The sequence below is a fragment of the Pseudomonas sp. PDM04 genome, from assembly GCF_014851765.1.
In the GTDB taxonomy this organism is placed as follows: Bacteria; Pseudomonadota; Gammaproteobacteria; order Pseudomonadales; family Pseudomonadaceae; genus Aquipseudomonas.
Genome location: NZ_JACVAI010000004.1, coordinates 270,380 through 291,296 on the forward strand (window position 1 = coordinate 270,380; position 20,917 = coordinate 291,296).

Here is a 20,917-nt window from a genome sequence, read left to right on the forward strand (position 1 = left end):
ATAAGTACACACTCTTGGGCAGGCGCTGATTCTAGCTTCTAAATGTTGGATCCGACATATCAAATCTCAAGCCAATGCCCTCGCCACATGTCCAGCGCCGAACCTGCAAGGGCCTCGACACGGTATACTCCCGCTCTTTTTTCCGGAGCGACGACATGTCCCTGCCTAGCCTGCGCCTCAAAGCCAACGCCGATCGTCGCCTGCGAAACGGTCATCTGTGGGTCTACAGCAACGAAATCGATGTAGCCGCAACGCCTTTGCACGGTTTCAAGGCCGGCGACCAGGCGATCCTCGAAGCCGCCGGCGGCAAGCCGCTGGGCATCGTCGCCATGAGCCCGAACAACCTGATCTGCGCCCGCTTGCTGTCGCGCGACATCAAGCTGCCGCTGGACAAATCGCTGCTGGTGCATCGCCTGAACGTGGCCCTGTCCCTGCGCGAGCGCCTGTTCGACAAGCCGTTCTATCGCCTGGTCTACGGCGACTCGGACCTGCTGCCCGGCCTGGTGGTCGACCGTTTCGGCGACATCCTGGTGGTGCAGATCGCTTCGGCGACCATGGAAGCGCATAAGGATGACGTGATCGCGGCGCTGACCCAGGTGCTCAAGCCCAGCGGCATCCTGTTCAAGAACGACTCGGCAGCCCGTGATGCCGAAGGCCTGGAGCGCTACGTCGACACTGTGTTCGGCGTGGTGCCGGAGTGGGTGGCGCTGGAAGAGAACGGCGTAAGATTCGAAGCGCCGGTCATTCAGGGCCAGAAAACCGGCTGGTTCTACGACCACCGCATGAACCGCGCCCGCCTGGCCCCTTACGCCAAAGGCAAACGCGTCCTCGACCTGTACAGCTACATTGGCGGCTGGGGCGTGCAGGCCGCAGCGTTCGGCGCCAGTGAAGTGTTCTGCGTCGACGCCTCGGCCTTCGCCCTCGACGGCGTCGAGCGCAACGCCGCGCTGAACGGCTTCGCCGAAAAAATGACCTGCATCGAAGGCGACGTCTTCGAAGCCCTGAAGGAATTGAAGGCCAGCGAAGAGCGTTTCGACGTGATCGTCGCCGACCCGCCCGCGTTCATCAAACGCAAGAAAGACATGAAAAACGGCGAAGGCGCCTACCGCCGCCTGAACGAGCAAGCCATGCGCCTGCTGACCAAGGACGGCATCCTGGTCAGCGCATCGTGCTCGATGCACCTGCCCGAAGACGACCTGCAGAACATCCTGCTCACCAGCGCCCGCCACCTGGACCGCAACATCCAGATGCTCGAACGCGGCGGCCAGGGCCCGGACCACCCGGTACACCCGGCGATTGCCGAGACGCGCTATATCAAGAGCATTACTTGCCGGTTGTTGCCCAATAGCTAATTCTATCGCTAATGGCGGGGGCATTCCCCGCCATTTCTTGAATTAACAAATAATCCGCTTACCTACACCAAACTCCTGAAGAGTCGTGGGAAATTTCCTCGACGACTTTTTATTGACTATACGAATCTGCAAATAAAAATAATCCGTAAGACGCGCCCCACAAAAAAACTGGAAATATCCGACTTGATATTTAATGGATAAAATATCGATCAGGAACTACGATTTATTCGTCACAACAAGTGACGCTCGACATCAATGAAAAGGAGCTTCAAAATGAAATCAATCTCTCTGGAAGTAAACTGCATCGCCAACCTGGCTTTTTTGGTCGCCCCAAAAAATTGCTAAGTAAATGAGTCGCTGGGGAGTGCCGGCTACCCAGCGTCTTTTGATCGAGCATCCAGAGAATTACCCACATGAATATCTACCCCTACCTATTCATGCTTCCGCGCGCGCCCAATCTTATTATTTGGGACTACAAAAACCACAATCAATTTGAATTAAATAAAACGTATGCAACCAGATTCATAGAACTGATAAACGAGCCAACGCTATTCGACGATTCAAAGACAATAGACCTCGAGCTGCTAAATGCCGGGATTTTGACAAGTACACCGCATCAGACACCCAAATGGGGCTGGGACGACTTATCGAAAATATTTCATATAGGCACTAAAAACATACCATTCAATAACATTCCTCAAAATGTCAGTGAGTGGGCTGTACAGTATCTTTCACATTGCACCGACGTGCTATCTTCACCCACCCCGCCAAATGCCAATCCTGAATACGAAAACTGTGAACCTATTCGCTAAAAGAACGAGGGTTGGTCGGTCAGATAAAAAACGCGCTGCGGTCATTCTATTGATGACAATGGTGTTGCTCGGGGTCTTTCCCCTTGATGTGTTATTGCCATCCTTCCCGGCTCTGGCTGACCATTTACAAACAACGCCAGCCGACATTGCACTGTCCGTCAGCCTGTTCGCGTTTGGCATCTCGTTGTCTCAACTGCTCGTGGGTCCGCTTTCGGACACTTTTGGGCGCAAGCGTCTGCTGTTGGCAGGTATGGCGACTTCGATTGGGGGGGCAGCGGGTTGTCTGCTGACCGACGACTTCACGGTATTCATGATATTTCGCGTGATCCAGGCGATTGGCTGCGGATGTTTCGTGCTGTCGCAAGCGCTGATTCAGGACCTGTTTCAGGGCGAAGAACGCGAACAGCTAAGAATTCTGCTGGTGACTGCCAGCGGGGTGTTCATCACGGTTTCCCCATTGCTCGGCAGTGTGCTGCAGCAGGCCGCGGACTGGCCCGGCAGTTTTCTTGTATTTATCTGTTTGAGCACCGTGGTGTTGGTGAAAACATGGTTCATGCAAGAAAGCCCACGCTCTGAGACGGTCTTACACACCGGCATTCTTCAGTCATACCGAAGGGTCTACGGCAATGCGGTTTTCAACAGCTACTGGCTGATCGCTGCGGCCACCTTCTCATGCCACTTCTCATTCATTGTCGTTTCGCCGTTGATCTTCATGGATCAGTTGCACATGTCGACGTACGAATATTCCCTGACTCTCCTGCTTTATGGCACCGCCTACATTTTCGGGGGTATCGCAGCGCGCTTACTCGCCAGTCGTATCAAGGCCAATACCCAGATCATCGCAGGTCTGGGCATGATTCTGTTTTCAGGTTTGGCGCTACTCCTGTTCTCGGCTATTTGTAAGCTTTCGGTCCTGACGGTGTTGACTCCGATGATCATCTGTACGGCCGGAATCACCATCGCCCGCCCGATCGCCACCTCGAAAGCCATGGACGTATTTGCGGACAGTGCAGGTACCTCGGCATCTGCCGGCAATACCCTGATATTTATCTGTGGGGGGGCGATCAGCGCTTTGGTAAATCTGAGTGGGACAAATTTGCAGATAGCCTTGGCGGTGGCTTGCGTGTTGTTAAGCGGCGCTGGATTGGGACTCAATTACTGGATATGCACAAGCCACAGGAGGGAGGTGTAATTTTGGTTACCGATGGTCGCCAATGATGAAGGGGGCGACCTGTTACCCAGCGACGTTCCCGGAACCATCGTCGGAATGCCGCCTGGAATATGCTCGCGCCCACAGGGTTTGAGGCAAGCCAGACGTCTCGCCCCCATTCCCTCCAGCCACCAGCCGTGTAGAATCGCGAACATTCATCGCCATTCATCCCCCGGCGGGTTTATGAGCTCAAGCTGAAGCGCGCGGCGATCCCGCAAAGTTATCGGCAGCGTCCCGACACACGGCCATTTCCGCGTGTTCCCGGCGTTCATAGAAGCTCACTTCCCTTTTGATACCTGATTAGCCGCCCGGAGTGCTTCATGCCTGATTACCGTTCGAAAACATCCACCCATGGCCGCAACATGGCCGGCGCCCGTGCACTGTGGCGTGCCACGGGGATGAAGGATGACGACTTCAAGAAGCCGATCATCGCCATTGCCAACTCTTTCACGCAGTTCGTGCCGGGCCACGTCCACCTCAAGGACCTGGGTCAACTGGTGGCCCGTGAAATCGAACGCGCAGGCGGTGTGGCCAAGGAATTCAACACCATCGCCGTGGACGACGGCATCGCCATGGGCCACGACGGCATGCTCTATTCGCTGCCGAGCCGCGAGATCATTGCCGACTCCGTCGAGTACATGGTCAATGCTCACTGCGCCGACGCCATCGTGTGCATTTCCAACTGCGACAAGATCACCCCTGGCATGCTGATGGCCGCCCTGCGCCTGAACATCCCGGTGATCTTCGTGTCCGGCGGCCCGATGGAAGCCGGCAAGACCAAGCTGGCCAGCCACGGTCTCGACCTGGTCGACGCCATGGTGATCGCCGCCGACTCCAGCGCTTCTGACGAGAAGGTCGCCGAGTATGAGCGCAGTGCCTGCCCGACCTGCGGTTCGTGCTCCGGCATGTTCACCGCCAACTCGATGAACTGCCTGACCGAGGCCCTGGGCCTGGCCCTACCGGGCAACGGTTCGACCCTGGCCACCCACAGCGACCGCGAGCAGCTGTTCCTTCAGGCCGGTCGCACCATCGTCGAGCTGTGCAAGCGTTACTACGGCGAGGACGACCAGTCGGTATTGCCGCGCAACATCGCCAACTTCAAGGCGTTCGAAAACGCCATGATGCTCGACATCGCCATGGGTGGCTCGACCAACACCATCCTGCACTTGCTGGCGGCGGCCCAGGAGGCGGAGATCGATTTCGACCTGCGCGACATCGATCGCCTGTCCCGCCAGGTGCCGCAACTGTGCAAGGTCGCGCCGAACATCCAGAAGTACCACATGGAAGACGTGCACCGTGCCGGCGGGATCTTCAGCATCCTCGGCTCGCTGGCCCGTGGCGGCCTGCTGCACACCGACCTGCCGACCGTGCACAGCCGCAGCATGGAAGAAGCCATCGCCAAGTGGGACATCACCCAGACCGACGACGAAGCGGTGCATCACTTCTTCAAGGCCGGTCCGGCGGGCATCCCGACGCAAACCGCGTTCAGCCAGTCGACCCGCTGGGAAACCCTGGACGACGACCGTGAAAACGGCTGCATCCGCAGTTTCGAACACGCCTACTCGAAAGAAGGCGGCCTGGCCGTGCTGTACGGCAACATCGCCCTGGACGGCTGCGTGGTGAAAACCGCTGGCGTCGACGAGTCGATCCACGTCTTCGAAGGCAACGCGAAGATCTTCGAAAGCCAGGACAGCGCCGTACGCGGCATCCTCGCCGATGAAGTGAAGGAAGGCGACATCGTCATCATTCGCTACGAAGGTCCGAAAGGCGGCCCGGGCATGCAGGAAATGCTTTACCCGACGTCGTACCTGAAATCCAAGGGCCTGGGCAAAGCCTGCGCCCTGCTCACCGACGGCCGTTTCTCCGGCGGCACCTCGGGCCTGTCCATCGGCCATGCCTCTCCGGAAGCGGCGGCCGGCGGCGCGATTGGCCTGGTGCAAGACGGCGACAAGGTGCTGATCGACATTCCGAACCGCTCGATCAACCTGTTGATCAGCGACGAAGAGCTGGCCGCGCGCCGGGTCGAGCAGGATAAAAAAGGCTGGAAGCCTGTGGAAAAACGCCCACGCAAGGTCACCACCGCCCTGAAAGCCTACGCCCTGCTGGCGACCAGCGCCGACAAGGGTGCGGTACGCAACAAGGCGATGCTCGACGGCCTGTAAGCGTCAGCCGCCACAATGAAAATGCCCCGCCAAGTGCGGGGCATTTTTTTGCGCGTTCACCTCAGTCCATGTGGGAGCGAGCCTGCTCGCGAAAGCGTCGTGCCCGTCGAGGTACAGGCTGGCTGACACCCCGCCTCGCGTTCACCTCGCTCCCACAGCGGGCTTTATTGAATCTCCTCAGGCTTGACGATCACCCAGTTCTTGTCCGCCGTGACTGGCAACCCTTCCTTGGCCTGGGCCGCCGCATGCTTGGCCATCATGCCGTTGAGTTGGGTCATGTACTTGTCCTTGCGGTTGATCCACAGGTGAATGCCGCCCTTGGCCACGTCCACATCGTGGAACAGCATGTAGCCGTCGCTGGTCGGGGTGTCGCCAGCGACCAGGACCGGCTTTTTCCACTCGTCGATGTAGGTCAGGATCGCCGCGTGCTTGCCGGCCATCCAGGTGGCCGGGGTCCACAGGTAGGGGGTCAGTTCAAGGCCGAGGTTGGCCTTCTCGTCATACTTGCCGGCGGTGACCTGCTTGCGCGCGGTGGTGAGTTCACCGGTCTTGCGGTCCTTGAGCAGCAGGCTCACGCCGATCACGTTCTGCGGCTTGACGTTGTAGCCGTACTTCGGATCCGAAGCCACCATCCGCACCAGCTCTTCGGAAGCGGCGGTCATTACGTAGACCTCGATGCCGTTCTCCATCAGCTTGTTGTACAGCTCTTGCTGGCCGGTGAAGATTTTCGGCGGATTGACGTCGAGGTTCTTGACCACGTCGCCTTCGTAGTAAGTGGCCGGCACCGGTTTGCCGGACGCCATCAGTTCGTCGACATAACCCTTGAGTTCCTGCAGCGTGAAGCCGGAGAACACCTGGGCGACCCAGGGGTAGCAGACCATGTCGTCGACTTCACAGAGGCGGTAGTAGTAGCTGAACAGGCTTTCCTTGTGATCGGCGGTGTCCTTGAACGGCATCAATTTAAGGGAGGGGTCGAGTTTGTCGCGGGTGATCAGGCCCTTGTTCTCCATGAACGGCAGCAACGACTCTTCAAGGTCATAGCGGTAACTGGTGTTGTCCATGTCGAACACCGCGTAGTTACCCTTGTTGGCATTGGCCGCGATCATGGCGTCCAGCGCCTTGGCCTGATCGGCGGGCCAGTGTTTCAAATCCGTTGCGCCCGCGTGGCCGGCAAGGCCCAGGCTCAAGCTCAATCCCAAAGCGGCCAGAAATTTCGGTGCACGTTTCATTGGCATGCTTCCCTCATTGAAAGGTCCTGATTCAAGAACCCCGACGCTAACAAATAAGTGTGACAGCCCACGCCTGTCAGCGACCGCACACATCCCTTTCGCGCCAGCTGCATCCCCGACAGCGACACCGGCTTATTCCAAAAACGACAGCTCTCAGATTTTTTTGGTATTAATTCATTGAAAATCAAGCTGTTAGGCTTGCCGGCTCGCAGCTGCCCCGGACGGTGGCTGGCACACGTCACTTCGGAGTGTTTATGAATCTGCCGCTGATTCTCAATCTACTGGTGTTCCTTGCCCTGCTCCTGGGCCTGGCACGAACCCGCCACACGAACTGGAGCCTGGCCAAAAAAGTCCTGCTCGCGCTGGGGCTCGGCGTGGCATTCGGTGTTGCTCTGCACACGATTTATGGCGCCGGCAACCCGGTGCTAAAAGCCTCGATCGGCTGGTTCGACCTGGTGGGCAACGGCTACGTGCAGTTGCTGCAAATGATCGTGATCCCGCTGGTGTTTGCCTCGATCCTCAGCGCTGTGGCCCGCCTGCACAACGCCTCGTCGCTGGGCAAGATCAGCTTTCTGACCATCGGCACCCTACTGTTCACCACCGCCATCGCGGCGTTGATCGGCATCGGCTTGACCAACCTGTTCGGCCTCACCGCCGAAGGGCTGGTGGCTGGCACTCAGGAAATGGCGCGCCTGCAAACCATCCAGACCGACTATGCCGGCAAGGTCGCGGACCTGAATGTGCCGCAACTGCTGCTGTCGTTCATCCCGCAGAACCCGTTCGCCGATCTGGCCCGCGCCAAGCCGACGTCGATCATCAGCGTGGTGATCTTCGCGGCGTTCCTCGGCATGGCCGCGCTGCAGCTGCTCAAGGATGACGCGGAAAAAGGTCAGAAAGTGCTCAACGCCATCGACACCCTGCAAGCCTGGGTGATGCGTCTGGTGCGCCTGGTGATGAAGCTGACCCCCTACGGCGTGTTGGCACTGATGACCAAAGTGGTTGCAGGCTCCAACCTGCAGGACATCATCAAGCTCGGCAGTTTCGTGGTGGTGTCCTACCTCGGCCTGGGTCTGATGTTCGTGGTCCACGGCGTGCTGGTGTCGGCGGCCGGGATCAATCCGCTGCGCTTCTTCCGCAAGATCTGGCCGGTGCTGACGTTCGCCTTCACCAGCCGTTCGAGCGCCGCGACCATTCCGTTGAGCATCGAAGCGCAGACCAGCCGCCTGGGCATCCCGCAGTCGGTGGCGAGTTTCGCCGCTTCGTTTGGCGCAACCATTGGCCAGAACGGCTGCGCCGGCCTGTACCCGGCGATGTTGGCGGTGATGGTGGCGCCGACCGTGGGCATCAACCCGCTGGACCCGTTGTGGATTGCCACACTGGTGGCAATCGTGACCCTGAGTTCGGCCGGCGTGGCCGGCGTGGGCGGTGGCGCGACGTTCGCGGCGCTGATCGTGCTGCCGGCCATGGGCTTGCCGGTGTCACTGGTGGCGTTGCTGATATCGGTGGAGCCGCTGATCGACATGGGGCGCACGGCGTTGAACGTGAGCGGTTCGATCACGGCCGGGGCGATCACCAGCCAGGTGATGCAGCAGACCGATAAAGCGCTGCTCGAAGCGGATGAGCATGGGGAGTTGGCGCACGCTTAAGGCTTCCAGCGACTGGGCGGGCCGCTTCGCCAGCAGGCTCGCTCCCACAGGAAAGAACGCAGTCAACCGTGGGAGCGGGCTTGCCGCGAAGCTTTCAAGCTCTTTCCCACACCTCAAAGGCGTAGGCAGGTTTATCACCTTCAGCCGGATTAGGCACATTCGACACCAATTGCCACTGGTTCAAATCAAACTCCGGAAACCACGCATCCCCCTCCGGGCTCAGCGCCACGCGGGTCAGGTACAGCCGGTCCGCCTCGGCCATCCCTTGCGCATACAACTGCGCGCCGCCAATCAGCATCAGCTCATCGACGCCCTGTTCTTTCGCCCATTGCTCGGCGCGAATCACCGCCGCTTCGAGCGACGGGTAAACCTCCGCGCCTTCCAGCACCAGGCCCGCCTGACGGCTGACCACGATGTTCAGGCGCCCCGGCAGCGGACGACCGAGCGAATCCCAGGTCTTGCGCCCCATGATGATCGGCTTGCCCAGGGTGGTGGCCTTGAAGTATTTGAAGTCCCCCGGCAGGTGCCAGGGCATGCTGTTGTCGACGCCGATCACGCGGTTTTCACCGAGGGCTGCGATCAGGCTGAGAGGAAGTGATTTAGTCATGCCGGCGAGGATACCAGAGCCTCCCGTACCCCGATAAGCGCCACAGCGGTTATGCTCACAGCTCAATGGAGCGACGGGATGGCGCGTGACTGAACTGAACAACCTCTGGCTGACGGAAACCATTCGCCTGCGTGAAGAGCACGCGGGCCCGCTGGACGACCCCGAAGCCAATCGAGTGGCCCGCAGTGCCGGCGGCGACCTGTCGGCACGGATTCAACGTCGCGCCCTGTGGCTGGCCGAGCGCGATGGGCTGAGCGATGCTCTGCGGCATTGGCTGCAGGGCGCGCGCCTGGCGCTGTTGGTGCTGGCCGTGCTGGCCGTGGTCAGCGGCGCCGGACTGGCCTTCGCCGCGCTGGGCAACGGACAGGCGCCGGTGAACGTGTTCTGGGCCCTGGGCAGCCTGCTCGGGCTGAACCTGATTCTGCTGCTGAGCTGGGCGCTGGGGCTGGTGTTTGCCGGCGAGCACGGTGCGACACTGGGGCGCCTGTGGTTGTGGCTCAGCGAGAAACTCGCGCGCGATGCCAAGGCTGCGCAACTGGCCCCCGCCCTGCTGCTGTTGCTGCAACGACACAAACTCAATCGCTGGGCACTCGGCGTGCTGGTCAACGGCGTATGGCTGCTGGCGATGTTCAGCGCCCTGGTCATTCTGCTGGCGCTGATGGCGACCCGGCGCTACGGCTTCGTCTGGGAAACCACCCTGCTCGGCGCCGACACCTTCGTGACCCTGACCCAGGCCCTCGGCACCCTGCCGGCGCTGCTGGGATTCAACGTGCCGACGGTGGAGATGATCCGCGCCAGTGGCGACGCCGCCCTGAACATCGAAAGCGCCCGTCAGGCCTGGGCGACCTGGCTGGTCGGGGTGCTCGTGGTCTACGGCCTGCTGCCGCGCCTGTTGCTGGCGCTGCTGTGCCTGTGGCGCTGGAAACGCGGACGCGCCCGGCTGCACCTGGACCTGAACCTGCCCGGCTACGCGCAACTGCGCGAGCGTCTGATGCCCACCAGCGAACGCCTGGGCATCAGCGACGCCGCGCCCGAGCAGTTGCATCACGAGCAAAGCACGGCCAGCGAGCTGCAAAGCGAGGGTGCGCTGCTGGTGGCCATCGAGCTCGACGGTCAGCGCCCCTGGCCGCCGCCCCTGCCGAAAACCGTGAGTGACGCGGGCATCCTCGACAGCCGCGAATCTCGCCACCGGCTCCTCGAACAGCTGAGCCGCTTTCCGGCGGCGCGCCTGGTCATCGCCTGCGATCCGCGTCGCTCACCGGATCGCGGCAGCCTGGCCTTGATCGCCGAACTGGCGCGCAACGCCAGCGCCACGCGTATCTGGTTGCTCCAGGCACCGCCCGGCGAAGCGCTGGATGCCGAACGCCTGGGCGACTGGCATGTGGCGTTGCAACAGCTGGAACTGCCGTACGCCGACTGCGCCCCGCTGAACTGGCTGGAGACCGGTCATGACTGAATCCTGGAAACCGCCGCTGAAGCTCGCCGTGGTGGGTCACACCAACGTCGGCAAAACCTCGTTGCTGCGCACGCTGACCCGGGATGTCGGCTTCGGCGAAGTGTCCCATCGCCCCAGCACCACGCGACATGTCGAAGGCGCGCGGCTGTCGGTGGATGGCGAACCCTTGCTCGACCTGTTCGATACGCCCGGCCTGGAAGACGCCATCGCCTTGCTCGACTACCTCGAACGCCTGGAACGACCGGGGGAGCGCCTCGACGGCCCGGCGCGCCTGGCCCGCTTCCTCGAAGGCAGCGAAGCCCGGCAGCGTTTCGAACAGGAGGCCAAGGTGTTGCGGCAACTGCTGACCTGCGACGCCGGCCTCTACGTGATCGACGCCCGCGAACCGGTACTGGCCAAGTACCGCGACGAGCTGGAAGTGCTCGCCAGCTGCGGCAAACCGCTGCTGCCGGTGCTGAACTTTGTCAGCAGCGCCCACCACCGCGAGCCGGATTGGCGCGAAGCCTTGGCACGCCTGGGCTTGCACGCCCTGGTGCGTTTCGACAGCGTCGCCCCGCCGGAGGATGGCGAACGCCGGCTCTATGAAAGCCTCGCGTTGCTGCTGGAAAACGCCCGCGAGCCCCTGCAGCGACTGATCGCCGATCAACAGGCCCAACGTCTGGCTCGCCAGCACAGTGCGAAGCGGTTGATTGCCGAATTGTTGATCGATTGCGCCGCCTGCCGACGCAGCGTGGCCAGCGAGGCGGCGCAAGAACAGCACGCCGTGGGCGAGTTGCGCAAAGCCGTTCGGCAACGCGAACAACGCTGCGTCGAAGCCTTGCTCAAGCTCTACGCCTTCCGCCCGCAGGACGCCGCCGCCAGTGACCTGCCGCTGCTCGATGGTCGCTGGGGCGACGACCTGTTCAACCCCGAAACCCTCAAGCTGTTGGGCGTGCGGGTCGGCGGCGGCATCGCAGCCGGCGCAGCGGCCGGGGCCGGCGTCGATCTGCTGGTGGGCGGCATTACCCTGGGCGCCGCCGCCCTGGCCGGGGCGATTGCCGGCGGCGCCCTGCAGACGGCACGCAGCTATGGCAGTCGCCTGCTGGGCAAGATCAGGGGCCAGCGCGAACTGACGGTCGACGACAGCGTGCTGCGTCTGTTGGCCCTGCGTCAGCGGCAACTGCTGCAAGCATTGAATGCCCGTGGCCATGCGGCGCTGGACAGCATCCAGGTCGCCACGCCTCAGGACAAGACCTGGCGCGAAGGCAAACTGCCCGAAGCCCTGAACAAGGCGCGGGCGCATCCGCAGTGGTCATCGCTCAACCCGCTTGCGAAGTTGAGCCAGGCCGAACGCCAGGAGCAGGTCGAGCTGTTGGCGCAGCAGCTTTAGTTCTCTGACGCCCCCATCGCGAGCAGGCTCGATCCCACAGGTTCGAGGTGATCCCTGCTCGCGATAGCCGTGACTCGGTTCAGGTCCTGGCTAGAACCTCGGCTGCCTTGCCCTTCAACACCTCAAGGTCCATCACCGGCACCCCCGTTTTCTTGGCAAGCTCATCCCACTGGCGCATGCGCAGGCTGATCGCGCACAGCGGGTCCCGCTCGAAAGCCTGCGCTTGGGCAGCGCTCATCACCCCGCCCTGGTATTCCAGGGTCCGCCGACTCGCTTCGCTCAGGCGCTCGTAGTACCCCGGCTCCGTGAGTGTCAGGTAACGCTTGGCCTGCACGTGATACTCCACCAATCGCGCCAGGCGCTCGCTGAAACCGGCGCGACGCAGGTAATCGGCGCCCAGCCGTTCATGGCTGACCACGCCAAAGCCGCCCATGTTGTCTGCGTGTTCGACGCAGATGTGCCCGATGTCATGGAAGAACGCCGCCAGCACCACTTCGTCATCGAAGCCTTCGGCCATGGCCAGTTCGGCGGCCTGGGACATGTGCTCGATCTGCGACACCGGCTCGCCGATGTAGTCGCTGTCGCCGAAGCGTTGGTACAGGGCGAAGACCTCATCGATCACCTGCGCATGACGGTCCATCAACATTCTCCCAGCACAGTCGCGACATTGTGTTCAGCCATGGCCGGCCCGACGCTCATGCCAACGCCCGTGTGCATCAGCGCCACGCCCAGGCCCGGGGCCGGACGCAGGAACGAGAAGGGACCCGGCCCGCGCGCGCCATAGACACCCTGCCAACGCTCGACCACTTTCACCTTGCAGCGCAGCGTCTGTTCGGCCAGTTCGATCATCCAGTCGTCAACCTGCTCGCTGTTGAAGGGCGAGGCGTCGCGGCCGTAGTGGTGGGAATCGCCGATGATCAGTTCGCCGTAAGGTGTCGGGCTGATCAGCAAGTGGATGCCGTTGTCGTGCAGGTGCGGTTCGTCGCGAAGGATTTGCGCCTGCACCGCCGCCGCTTCCGGCAGATCGGCGAAGGCGCCGTAATGCACGCCGCTCAACCCGGTGAGCAGCGCGTGTTGCAGGTTGAGATTGACCTGTGGCCGGGCGCGGAGCATTTGCAGGCGGCAGATGCGCGGTTCGAGTTCGGCGATCGGCTCCGCCAGCAGCGTCTGATAATCGTGACCGGAGCAAACGATGATCTGCTCGGCGCTGAAGGTGCCTGCCGTGCTGTGCAGGCGGCCTGGCTCGATGTCGCGCACCAGGGTGGAGAAGTGGAACTCGACCTTCAACTCGCGGCGCAGGTAGTCGATCAACGCCGGCAGCGCCTCGCGGGAATACAGTTGCTGGTCGTCCAGGCCATGCAACGCGGCGCGGTGATGGCTGAACTGGCCGCCGTACAGGTCGCGCAACGCCGCGCCTTGCAGCAGTTCGACGCGGTAGCCGTGTTGCACGGCGCGACCTGCGCAGAACGCCTCGAGCAAATGCTCCTGTGCCTCGGTGCGGGCGAACAGGTAGGAGCCGTTACGCTTGAGATGCAGGCCGGCGAGCTGCGCCCACTGCCCCCAGATGTCGCGAGTGGCCTTGGCCAGTTCGAGCATCGGACCCGGCGGCTGGCCGGTGACCAGGGCCTGGCCGAAGTTGCGCACCGAAGCGCCCAGAGGCGTTTCGCTGCGTTCGAAAACGCGGACCTTCAAGCCGCGCTTGGCGGCGGCGTAGGCGTGGGACAGGCCGAGGATGCCGGCGCCGACGATCAGCATGTCGTTGTGTTGGGTCATCTGAAAATGTCCTGAATTGACGACCGCTATCGCGAGCAGGCTCGCTCCCACAATAGATCTGTGTTGCACACAATTAATGTGGGAGCGAGCCTGCTCGCGATGGCGGCATTCCTGCCGATGGAGATCTACTTGGCGGCCACTTTCTCGGACTTGCCGTCATAACGCTTGCGCCATTCGGCCAGGATCTCGTCGCGATGCTTCGAGGCCCAGGCGAAGTCGTTCTTGATCAGGCGCTGCTCGTAGTCGGCCGGCAGTTCGGTCTGCGGCTTGGCGATGCCGGGCTGGGCGAGCACGGCGAAGTTCTCCTTGTACAGCTCCATCGCCTGCGGGCTGGCCGAGAAGTCCGCCAGTTTTTTCGCCGCGTCCTCGTGTGGCGTGCCCTTGATCACGGCGGTGGCTTCAATCTCCCAGCCCAGGCCTTCCTTCGGCAGGATGATGTCCAGCGGCGCGCCCTGGCGCTTGAGCTGAACGGCCGGGTATTCGAAGGAAATGCCGATCGGGAATTCACCGGCCGCCGCCAGTTTGCACGGCTTGGAACCGGAGTGAACGTACTGGCCGATGTTTTGGTGCAGGTCGTCCATGTACTGCCAGCCCTGCTTCTCGCCGAAGGTCTGCAACCAGGCGCTGACGTCGAGGAAACCGGTGCCGGACGACGCCGGGTTCGGCATCACGATCTTGCCTTTGTACTCAGGCTTGGTCAGGTCCTGCCAGCTCACCGGTTTGCTCAGGCCCTGCTTTTCGGCTTCGACCGTGTTGAAGCAAATGGTCGCGGCCCAGACGTCCATGCCCACCCACGCAGGCGGGTTGGCGGCGTCGCGGTAGTTGCCGCCGATTTTGCCCAGGTCCTTTGGCGCGTAGCTTTGCAGCATGCCCTGCTGGTCGAGGATCGCCAGGCTGGACGCCGCCAGACCCCACACCGCGTCGGCCTGCGGGCGGGCTTTTTCCGCCAGCAGCTTGGCCGTGATGATGCCGGTGGAATCGCGTACCCACTTGATCTCGACGTCCGGGTTGGCCTTCTCGAAGGCTTCCTTGTAGGTCTTCAGTTGTTCGGCTTCGAGCGCGGTGTACACCGTCAACTCGGTTTTCGCCGCGAAGGCGTTCAGGCTGAAAGCAGTGAGGACAGCAGCGGCCAGGGCCATGGGCTTGAACATGATCTTTTTCCTGTGTTGAGGGGTGGGGGACAAGGACAAGGCGAATCAATGACCGGGGGCGGTCTGCCGCCAGGCCTGGGAGCGGCGCAACAACCCGCGCGAGGCCCAGGCCAGCAGCAGGGACACGCCCGCCGAGGTGAACAGAATCAGGGTCGACATCGCCGCCGCGCCGCCGACGTTGCCGGCGTCGTCCATGTTCAGTACCGCCACCGCCGCCAGAATCGTGTCGGGGCTGTAGAGGAAGATCGCCGCCGAAACGGTGGTCATGGCCGAGACGAACAGGTAGCGCACGATGTCCAGCAGCGCCGGCAGGCAGATCGGCACGGTGACCCGCAGGTAATGCCGGTACAGCGGCGCCTTGAGCGACAGCGCGGCAGCTTCGAACTCGCTGTCGAGTTGGCGCAGCGCGGTGGTTGCCGTCATTTGCGCGGTGGTCAAATAGTGAGCGATGGTGCAGACCACCAGCAGGGTCATGCTCCCGTACAGCACATGCAGCGGGTTGCCGGTGAGGTTGAAGAAGAAAACGTAACCTAGGCCCAGCACCAGCCCCGGCACCGCCATCGGCACGAAACTGAGCAGGCGCAGGGTCAGGTTCAGGCCGCGCTGGCCCCGGGTTTTTTCCATCAGGTACGCGCCGGTGAAGATCAGCACGCTGCCGATCAAGGCTGAATAGATAGCCATCTTCACGCTGTTGCCATAGGCCAGCCAGCCACCACCGGCCGTGTCGTTGAACTGGTAATGGTTGAGCGACAGCGACAGGTTGTAGGGCCAGAATTTCACCAGCGAAGAGAACACGGCCATGCCGAACACCAGCAACAACACCGCGCAGATCAGCAAGACGATGGCCAGGTAGCAGCCATCACGGCGCCTGCAGGGTGCCGGCTGGAACACCTGCGCCCGACCGCTCATGGCGTCGCCATGGCGTCGACGCAACCAGGCATCGACACCGAAACTGAACAGTGCCGGCAGCAGCAGGACCATGCCGATCAAGGCGCCACGGCCAAACTGTTGTTGGCCGACCACGGCCTTGTAGGCTTCCAGCGCCAGCACCTGATAGTCGCCACCGACCACCACCGGTACGCCGAAGTCAGTGATGGTCAGGGTGAACACCAGGCAGAACGCGGCGAACACGGCCTGACGCGTGGCCGGCCAGGTGATGCTGCGAAAGGCTTTTGCCGGGCTCGCGCCCATGCTCGAAGCGGCATCGAACAGCCGCGCATCCGCCAGAGACAGCGCCGACAGCAGAATCATCAAGGCGTGGGGAAAGGTGTAGATGACCTCGCCCAGCACGATGCCCCAGAAACCGTAGATGTTGTCCGAGAGCAGGCCGCGCAACAGCCCCTGGTTGCCGAACAGGTAGACCAGCGCGATACCGGGCAGCATCGACGGCGCCATCAACGGCAACAGCGAGATGCCACGCCACAGGCCCTTGCCCGGAATCAACGTGCGTTGCAGGGCGTAGGCGAACAGGTACGCCAGCGGCACGACAATGGCCGCGACGCTCAGGGACACCTTCAGGCTATTGCCGAGCAGCCAGTGGAAGTTGGCACTGGTCACCAATTCAGCGGCAGCGGCCAGGCCACCGCCCTGCCCGGCCTGCGAACTGAACCCGCGCCAGAAGATCGCCAGCAGCGGCATCAGCACCGCCAGGGTGAGCAACAGCAGCAACAGGACCTTGCCACCGACCACGAACACCCGATCGCCGATCTCGGCACGGGAGGCCTGCCGGACCTGCTTGTTCGGCATCGGCAGCGCGACGTTGGCGCTCATCAGGCGAACACCTGCAGGCTGTGGGGCGGCAAGGCGACCATGATCTGCTGCGCGCCGAGGCGCGGCATGGCTTGCGGCGTGAGTTCCGCCAACAGCGCATGGCCCGGCAGTTGGTCGAGCTCGAAGCTCATGCGGCAGCGGTTGCCGAGGAAGGTGATTTCGCGAACCCTGGCCGGGAACAGGTTTTCCTCATGCATCACCGGGTTGACGCTGATCGCCTCGGGGCGACAGAACAGACGGCCCGAGGCCGTCCTGGCGCTGCCATCCACCAGGCGCATGTTCAGCCCGCCGACCCGGGCGTGACTGTCGCTGCTGCGGTGGAAAGGCAGCCAGTTGCCCTGTCCGACGAACTCCGCAACGAACGGCGTGGCCGGGCGATCGTAGATTTCCTGTGGCGTGGCGTACTGCTCGACCTTGCCGTTGTTCATCACGGCAATGCGGTCGGCCATCAGCATGGCCTCTTCCTGATTGTGGGTGACCATCAGGGTGGTGATGCCGAGGCTGCGCTGCAATTGGCGCAGCTCGGTGCACAGGTGCTCGCGGACCCGGGCGTCGAGCGCCGACATCGGCTCGTCGAGCAGCAACAGCGACGGCGACGGCGCCAAGGCTCGGGCCAGCGCCACGCGCTGCTGCTGTCCGCCTGACAATTGGCCGGGGTATTTCTTCTCACTGCCGGCCAGGCCTACCAGCTCCAGCATCTGAGCGACACGCTGGCGCATTTCCTCGCGGCCGCTGCCGGCGAGGCCGTAGGCAATGTTCGCCTCGACGGTGAGATTGGGGAACAGCGCGTAGGACTGAAACAGAATCCCGTAGTCACGGGCCTGCGGCGGCAGGTCGGAGACGTTACGCCCCCCGAGGTACAGCTCGCCGTCATCCTGTTTTTCCAGACCGGCGATGCAGCGCAGCAAGGTGGTTTTGCCGCAACCTGACGGGCCCAGCAGGCACACCAGTTCACCGGCCGCCACATCGAGGGAGACGTTATCCAGCGCGGTAAACGCGCCGAAGCGTTTCTGCACGCCACGCACCTTCATCGGGGCGCCGGGGGTGGTCAGGATCGGGTTGTTCATGGGTGGACCTCATCGAGCAGATGAAGGCCATCCTAGAGTTGTAATGCGTCCGTCATGTGGCAGTGAGGCAAAAACGGCCGATAGTGGTATTCGGGGATTTGGGTTCGGAAGATTCGGGGCCTGTGGCGCCCCTGCGATGGGGCCAGTTCAGACAACGAAGACCTCAGGCCGGGGACATTTCCTGCGCCACCCCGAGAAATGCCGCCGGCAACCGCGCCCCTTTGCGCTCCTTGAGGCAATACAGGTACTCGGGAATCTGCGGCGCATTCTCGAGGGTCAGCACCCGCAATTGCGGGTCGTGCGGGACTTCCTGCCGGGCAATGATGCTGATGCCGATGTTGCGCAGCACCGCCTCACGGATCGATTCCCGGCTGCCGATCTCCAGCAGCGGCCCGAAATCCACGACGGCGCCGGCCAACAGTTCTTCGGTCAGGCGCCGGGTCGTGGAGCCTGATTCGCGCATCAGCAACGTGTGCCCGACCAGCGCGCTGAGCGGCACATGATCATGCACCGCCAATGGATGGTTGCGATGCACCGCCAGCACCAGGGGATCGCTGCCGAGCACCCGGCGAATCAACCGCGCATCATCGAGCAACTGGGAGGAGGCGGCGACGTCCACCCGGTAATCCTCCAGGGCTTCGAGCACCTGTTGGGAGTTGCCGATCTCCACCGACACGTCGACCTGGGGCAAGCGTTCGCGAAAGGTCTTCACCAGATCGAGGATGTAGTAAGGCGCCGTGGCCGCAATACGCAACGTGCCCTGGACCTGGCCGCTGTTGCGCAGGAAAAACTCGATGTCCGCTTCCTGCTGCAACAGCGCCTTGACCATCGGCAGCAGCCGCGCCCCTTCATCGCTGACGCTGAGCCGACGGCCGCCACGGTAGAACAGCTCGACGGAGTACTGGCTTTCCAGGTGACGAATCTGGGTCGTCACCGTGGGCTGGCTCAAGCCGAGCTTTTTCGCCGCCAGGGTAATGCTGCCCAGGCGGGCCACCATGTAAAACGCCTTCAGCTCGGCACTCAGCACACCCGCCCCTCATCCGTTACTTGCGCAACAGGCGCAAACCGTTGAACACCACCAACAGGCTCACGCCCATGTCGGCGAACACCGCCATCCACATGGTGGCGAACCCGAAGAAGGTTACCCCAAGAAAGATCGCCTTGATGACCAAAGCGAGGGCAATGTTCTGCTTGAGGATGCTCGAGGTTTGCCGGGACAGCTGGATAAACGCTGGAATCTTGCGCAAATCGTCGTCCATCAGGGCGACATCGGCGGTTTCGATGGCCGTATCGGTGCCCGCTGCGGCCATGGCGAAACCGATCTGCGCACGCGCCAGTGCAGGGGCATCGTTGATACCGTCGCCGACCATGCCGACCTGATGCCCCCGCGCATAAAGCGCCTCGATGGCCTGCAGTTTGTCGGTCGGCAGCAGATCGCCTTTGGCTTCGTCGATGCCCACCTGCGCAGCAATCGCCTGGGCGGTGTGAACATTGTCGCCGGTAAGCATCAGGGTCTTGATGCCCAACTCATGCAGTTGCCGGATCGCCTCGCGGCTGGAATCCTTCACGGTATCGGCCACGGCAAACAGCGCCAACGGGCCCGAGGCGTCGAGCAGCAACACCACGGATTTGCCCTGTTTCTCCAGGGCAAACAGCTTTTCCTCCAACGCCGGCGAGCACAACTTCAGCTCTTCCACCAGGCGGTGATTGCCCAAGTGGTAGACCTGACCGTCGATCTCGCCGCGTACACCGCGGCCGGCCAGTGCGGCGAAGTTATCCACAGGCAGCAGCGCCAAGCCTTTATCCACAGCCGCCTGGGCGATGGCCAGCGACACCGGGTGATCCGAGCGCCCGGCCAGCGCGGCGGCAATCGCCGGCGCGCGGGCTTCGGCCGTGGGGTCGAGCGCCAGGTAATCCGTCTGCACCGGCTTGCCGTGGGTGATCGTCCCGGTCTTGTCCAGCGCCAGGTAATCGAGCTTGTAGCCGCCCTCCAGGTAGACGCCGCCCTTGACCAGGATCCCTTTGCGCGCCGCCGCCGCGAGGCCGCTGACGATGGTCACCGGGGTGGAAATCACCAGCGCACAAGGGCAGGCGACCACCAGCAGCACCAGCGCCCGGTAGATCCAGTCGAACCAGGCCGCGCCTGCGATGAACAACGGTGGAATCACCGCCACCGCCAGGGCCAGGATAAACACCGCAGGGGTGTAGATCTTCGAGAACTGGTCCACGAAACGCTGGGTCGGTGCCCGTGCGCCCTGCGCCTGCTCGACGGCGTGGATGATCCGCGCCAGGGTCGAGTTGTTCGCGGCGGCCGTCACGGCGTATTCCAGGGCACCGGCCTGATTGATGGTGCCGGCGAAGACCTTGTCGCCCACGGTTTTCTCCACCGGCAGGCTTTCGCCGGTAATCGGCGCCTGATCGATGGTCGAACGGCCAGAGACCACCTCACCGTCCAGGGCGATCCGCTCGCCGGGCCGCACCCGCACCCGCGCGCCCAACTCGATCACTTTGACGTCCTGTTCCAGCCAGCGGCCATCGGCCTGCAACACCGTGGCCTGTTCCGGCGTCATCTGCATCAGGCCACTGATGGCATTGCGCGCGCGGTCCAGGGATTTGGCTTCGATCAACTCGGCGACGGTAAACAGGAACATCACCATCGCCGCTTCCGGCCACTGGCCGATCAGGATCGCACCGGTCACCGCGATGCTCATCAGCGCGTTGATATTCAGGTTGAGGTTCTTCAGGGCAATCCAGCCCTTCTTGTAGGTGCCGAGGCCGCCGCTGAAGATCGAGATCAACGCGATGATCGCCACCACCCCATCCGGCGCCGCACTGGTGAAATGCACCACTTCGGCGGCGAGCGCGGTCACACCCGACAGCGCCAATGGCCACCACGGCTTTTTCTCAGGGGCTGGCGCAGGTGCTTCGACGCCCGGCTCCAGCGGCTCGGCCTGCATGCCCAGGGACTTGATCGCCTCGATAATGGGCGCCGTGTCCGGCAGGTCGTGGGTGACGCCCAGCACGCGGTTGATCAGGTTGAACTCCAGCTGCTGCACCCCTGCCAGCTTGCCGAGCTTGTTCTGGATCAACGTCTGCTCGGTCGGGCAGTCCATGGCTTCGATGCGGAAACTGCTCAGCCGTGCGTTGGCGCTGGGAGCTTCGGTCAGTTGGACCAATGCCGGCGCCACGGGCGTTGACGAGCAGCAGGCATCGCCATGACTGCCGTGCACGGGCTTGGGCACCGGCGTCAGTTTGCTGCAGCAGTGGGTTTCGGAAGTGTGGGAGTGCCGGGAATCGCTCATTGGTTGCGTCC

General features: G+C 62.6%; 15 protein-coding genes. 6 read left to right on the forward strand and 9 right to left on the reverse strand.

Features of this window, described 5'->3' with window-relative positions:
* Positions 1–155 precede the first annotated feature (155 nt).
* The 3 genes from IB249_RS17315 (at position 156) to ilvD (ending at position 5,536) form a co-directional block, all read left to right on the forward strand.
* Entirely contained in the window at positions 156–1,352 is a 1,197-nt protein-coding gene (locus IB249_RS17315; protein ID WP_192306878.1) for a class I SAM-dependent rRNA methyltransferase, read from the forward strand.
* A gap of 864 nt (positions 1,353–2,216) precedes the next feature.
* A complete protein-coding gene (locus IB249_RS17320) occupies positions 2,217–3,356 on the forward strand; it encodes an MFS transporter (RefSeq protein ID WP_225607076.1) in 1,140 nt (379 codons plus the stop codon).
* 338 nt (positions 3,357–3,694) lie between these two features.
* Positions 3,695–5,536 (forward strand): dihydroxy-acid dehydratase, encoded by a 1,842-nt coding sequence (ilvD, locus tag IB249_RS17325; protein ID WP_192306882.1) that lies wholly within the window; start codon positions 3,695–3,697, stop codon positions 5,534–5,536.
* A 164-nt stretch (positions 5,537–5,700) separates the two neighbouring features.
* On the opposite strand, the gene IB249_RS17330 is transcribed toward ilvD, so the two are convergent.
* Positions 5,701–6,765 carry a haloacid dehalogenase-like hydrolase gene (locus IB249_RS17330; RefSeq protein WP_192307366.1) on the reverse strand — a complete coding sequence of 355 codons (1,065 nt, stop codon included), beginning with the start codon at positions 6,763–6,765 and terminating at the stop codon, positions 5,701–5,703.
* Positions 6,766–7,019: 254 nt separating this feature from the next.
* Here IB249_RS17330 and IB249_RS17335 point away from each other — a divergent pair, with 254 nt between their 5' ends.
* Positions 7,020–8,411 (forward strand): L-cystine transporter, encoded by a 1,392-nt coding sequence (locus IB249_RS17335; RefSeq protein ID WP_192306883.1) that lies wholly within the window; start codon positions 7,020–7,022, stop codon positions 8,409–8,411.
* A 94-nt stretch (positions 8,412–8,505) separates the two neighbouring features.
* Here IB249_RS17335 and IB249_RS17340 read toward each other — a convergent pair whose 3' ends face one another.
* A complete protein-coding gene (locus IB249_RS17340) occupies positions 8,506–9,018 on the reverse strand; it encodes a dihydrofolate reductase (RefSeq protein ID WP_192306885.1) in 513 nt (170 codons plus the stop codon).
* Positions 9,019–9,103: 85 nt separating this feature from the next.
* On the opposite strand from IB249_RS17340, the gene IB249_RS17345 reads away from it, so the two are divergent.
* Both IB249_RS17345 and IB249_RS17350 read left to right on the forward strand, forming a co-directional pair.
* Positions 9,104–10,474: a DUF2868 domain-containing protein gene (locus IB249_RS17345; RefSeq protein WP_192306887.1), complete on the forward strand. Its 1,371-nt coding sequence runs from the start codon at positions 9,104–9,106 to the stop codon at positions 10,472–10,474.
* Positions 10,467–11,843 (forward strand): GTPase/DUF3482 domain-containing protein, encoded by a 1,377-nt coding sequence (locus IB249_RS17350; protein WP_192306889.1) that lies wholly within the window; start codon positions 10,467–10,469, stop codon positions 11,841–11,843. The genes IB249_RS17345 and IB249_RS17350 overlap by 8 nt, the downstream gene beginning before the upstream one ends.
* 79 nt (positions 11,844–11,922) lie before the next feature.
* Here IB249_RS17350 and IB249_RS17355 read toward each other — a convergent pair whose 3' ends face one another.
* The 7 genes from IB249_RS17355 to IB249_RS17385 all read right to left on the reverse strand — a co-directional run bounded on the left by IB249_RS17355 (position 11,923) and on the right by IB249_RS17385 (position 20,906).
* On the reverse strand, positions 11,923–12,483 hold the full coding sequence (locus IB249_RS17355; RefSeq protein ID WP_192306891.1) for a phosphonate degradation HD-domain oxygenase: 561 nt from the start codon (positions 12,481–12,483) through the stop codon (positions 11,923–11,925).
* Complete coding sequence (locus tag IB249_RS17360; RefSeq protein WP_192306894.1) at positions 12,483–13,616, reverse strand: TIGR03364 family FAD-dependent oxidoreductase; 1,134 nt, start codon at positions 13,614–13,616, stop codon at positions 12,483–12,485. The genes IB249_RS17355 and IB249_RS17360 overlap by 1 nt, the downstream gene beginning before the upstream one ends.
* Positions 13,617–13,741: 125 nt before the next feature.
* Positions 13,742–14,767, reverse strand: a complete 1,026-nt coding sequence (locus IB249_RS17365; protein WP_192306896.1) for a putative 2-aminoethylphosphonate ABC transporter substrate-binding protein — start codon at positions 14,765–14,767, stop codon at positions 13,742–13,744.
* A gap of 45 nt (positions 14,768–14,812) precedes the next feature.
* The gene (locus IB249_RS17370; protein ID WP_192306898.1) at positions 14,813–16,537 is read right to left on the reverse strand and encodes a putative 2-aminoethylphosphonate ABC transporter permease subunit; all 1,725 of its coding nucleotides are present in this window, start codon (positions 16,535–16,537) and stop codon (positions 14,813–14,815) included.
* Positions 16,537–17,604 (reverse strand): putative 2-aminoethylphosphonate ABC transporter ATP-binding protein, encoded by a 1,068-nt coding sequence (locus IB249_RS17375; RefSeq protein ID WP_192306900.1) that lies wholly within the window; start codon positions 17,602–17,604, stop codon positions 16,537–16,539. Before IB249_RS17375 ends, IB249_RS17370 begins: the two co-directional genes overlap by 1 nt.
* 163 nt (positions 17,605–17,767) lie before the next feature.
* Complete coding sequence (locus IB249_RS17380) at positions 17,768–18,631, reverse strand: LysR family transcriptional regulator (RefSeq protein WP_192306902.1); 864 nt, start codon at positions 18,629–18,631, stop codon at positions 17,768–17,770.
* Positions 18,632–18,647: 16 nt separating this feature from the next.
* On the reverse strand, positions 18,648–20,906 hold the full coding sequence (locus IB249_RS17385) for a heavy metal translocating P-type ATPase (protein ID WP_192306904.1): 2,259 nt from the start codon (positions 20,904–20,906) through the stop codon (positions 18,648–18,650).
* Positions 20,907–20,917: the final 11 nt, after the last annotated feature.

Excerpts from the sequence above, each read along its gene's own strand:
- IB249_RS17385 (WP_192306904.1), bottom strand. The coding sequence starts at position 20,906 with ATGAGCGATTCCCGGCACTCCCACACTTCCGAAACCCACTGCTGCAGC.
- IB249_RS17360 (WP_192306894.1), bottom strand. The coding sequence starts at position 13,616 with ATGACCCAACACAACGACATGCTGATCGTCGGCGCCGGCATCCTCGGC.
- IB249_RS17355 (WP_192306891.1), bottom strand. The coding sequence starts at position 12,483 with ATGGACCGTCATGCGCAGGTGATCGATGAGGTCTTCGCCCTGTACCAA.
- ilvD (WP_192306882.1), top strand. The coding sequence starts at position 3,695 with ATGCCTGATTACCGTTCGAAAACATCCACCCATGGCCGCAACATGGCC.
- IB249_RS17330 (WP_192307366.1), bottom strand. The coding sequence starts at position 6,765 with ATGAAACGTGCACCGAAATTTCTGGCCGCTTTGGGATTGAGCTTGAGC.
- IB249_RS17365 (WP_192306896.1), bottom strand. The coding sequence starts at position 14,767 with ATGTTCAAGCCCATGGCCCTGGCCGCTGCTGTCCTCACTGCTTTCAGC.
- IB249_RS17335 (WP_192306883.1), top strand. The coding sequence starts at position 7,020 with ATGAATCTGCCGCTGATTCTCAATCTACTGGTGTTCCTTGCCCTGCTC.
- IB249_RS17375 (WP_192306900.1), bottom strand. The coding sequence starts at position 17,604 with ATGAACAACCCGATCCTGACCACCCCCGGCGCCCCGATGAAGGTGCGT.
- IB249_RS17320 (WP_225607076.1), top strand. The coding sequence starts at position 2,217 with ATGACAATGGTGTTGCTCGGGGTCTTTCCCCTTGATGTGTTATTGCCA.
- IB249_RS17370 (WP_192306898.1), bottom strand. The coding sequence starts at position 16,537 with ATGAGCGCCAACGTCGCGCTGCCGATGCCGAACAAGCAGGTCCGGCAG.
- IB249_RS17340 (WP_192306885.1), bottom strand. The coding sequence starts at position 9,018 with ATGACTAAATCACTTCCTCTCAGCCTGATCGCAGCCCTCGGTGAAAAC.
- IB249_RS17350 (WP_192306889.1), top strand. The coding sequence starts at position 10,467 with ATGACTGAATCCTGGAAACCGCCGCTGAAGCTCGCCGTGGTGGGTCAC.
- IB249_RS17315 (WP_192306878.1), top strand. The coding sequence starts at position 156 with ATGTCCCTGCCTAGCCTGCGCCTCAAAGCCAACGCCGATCGTCGCCTG.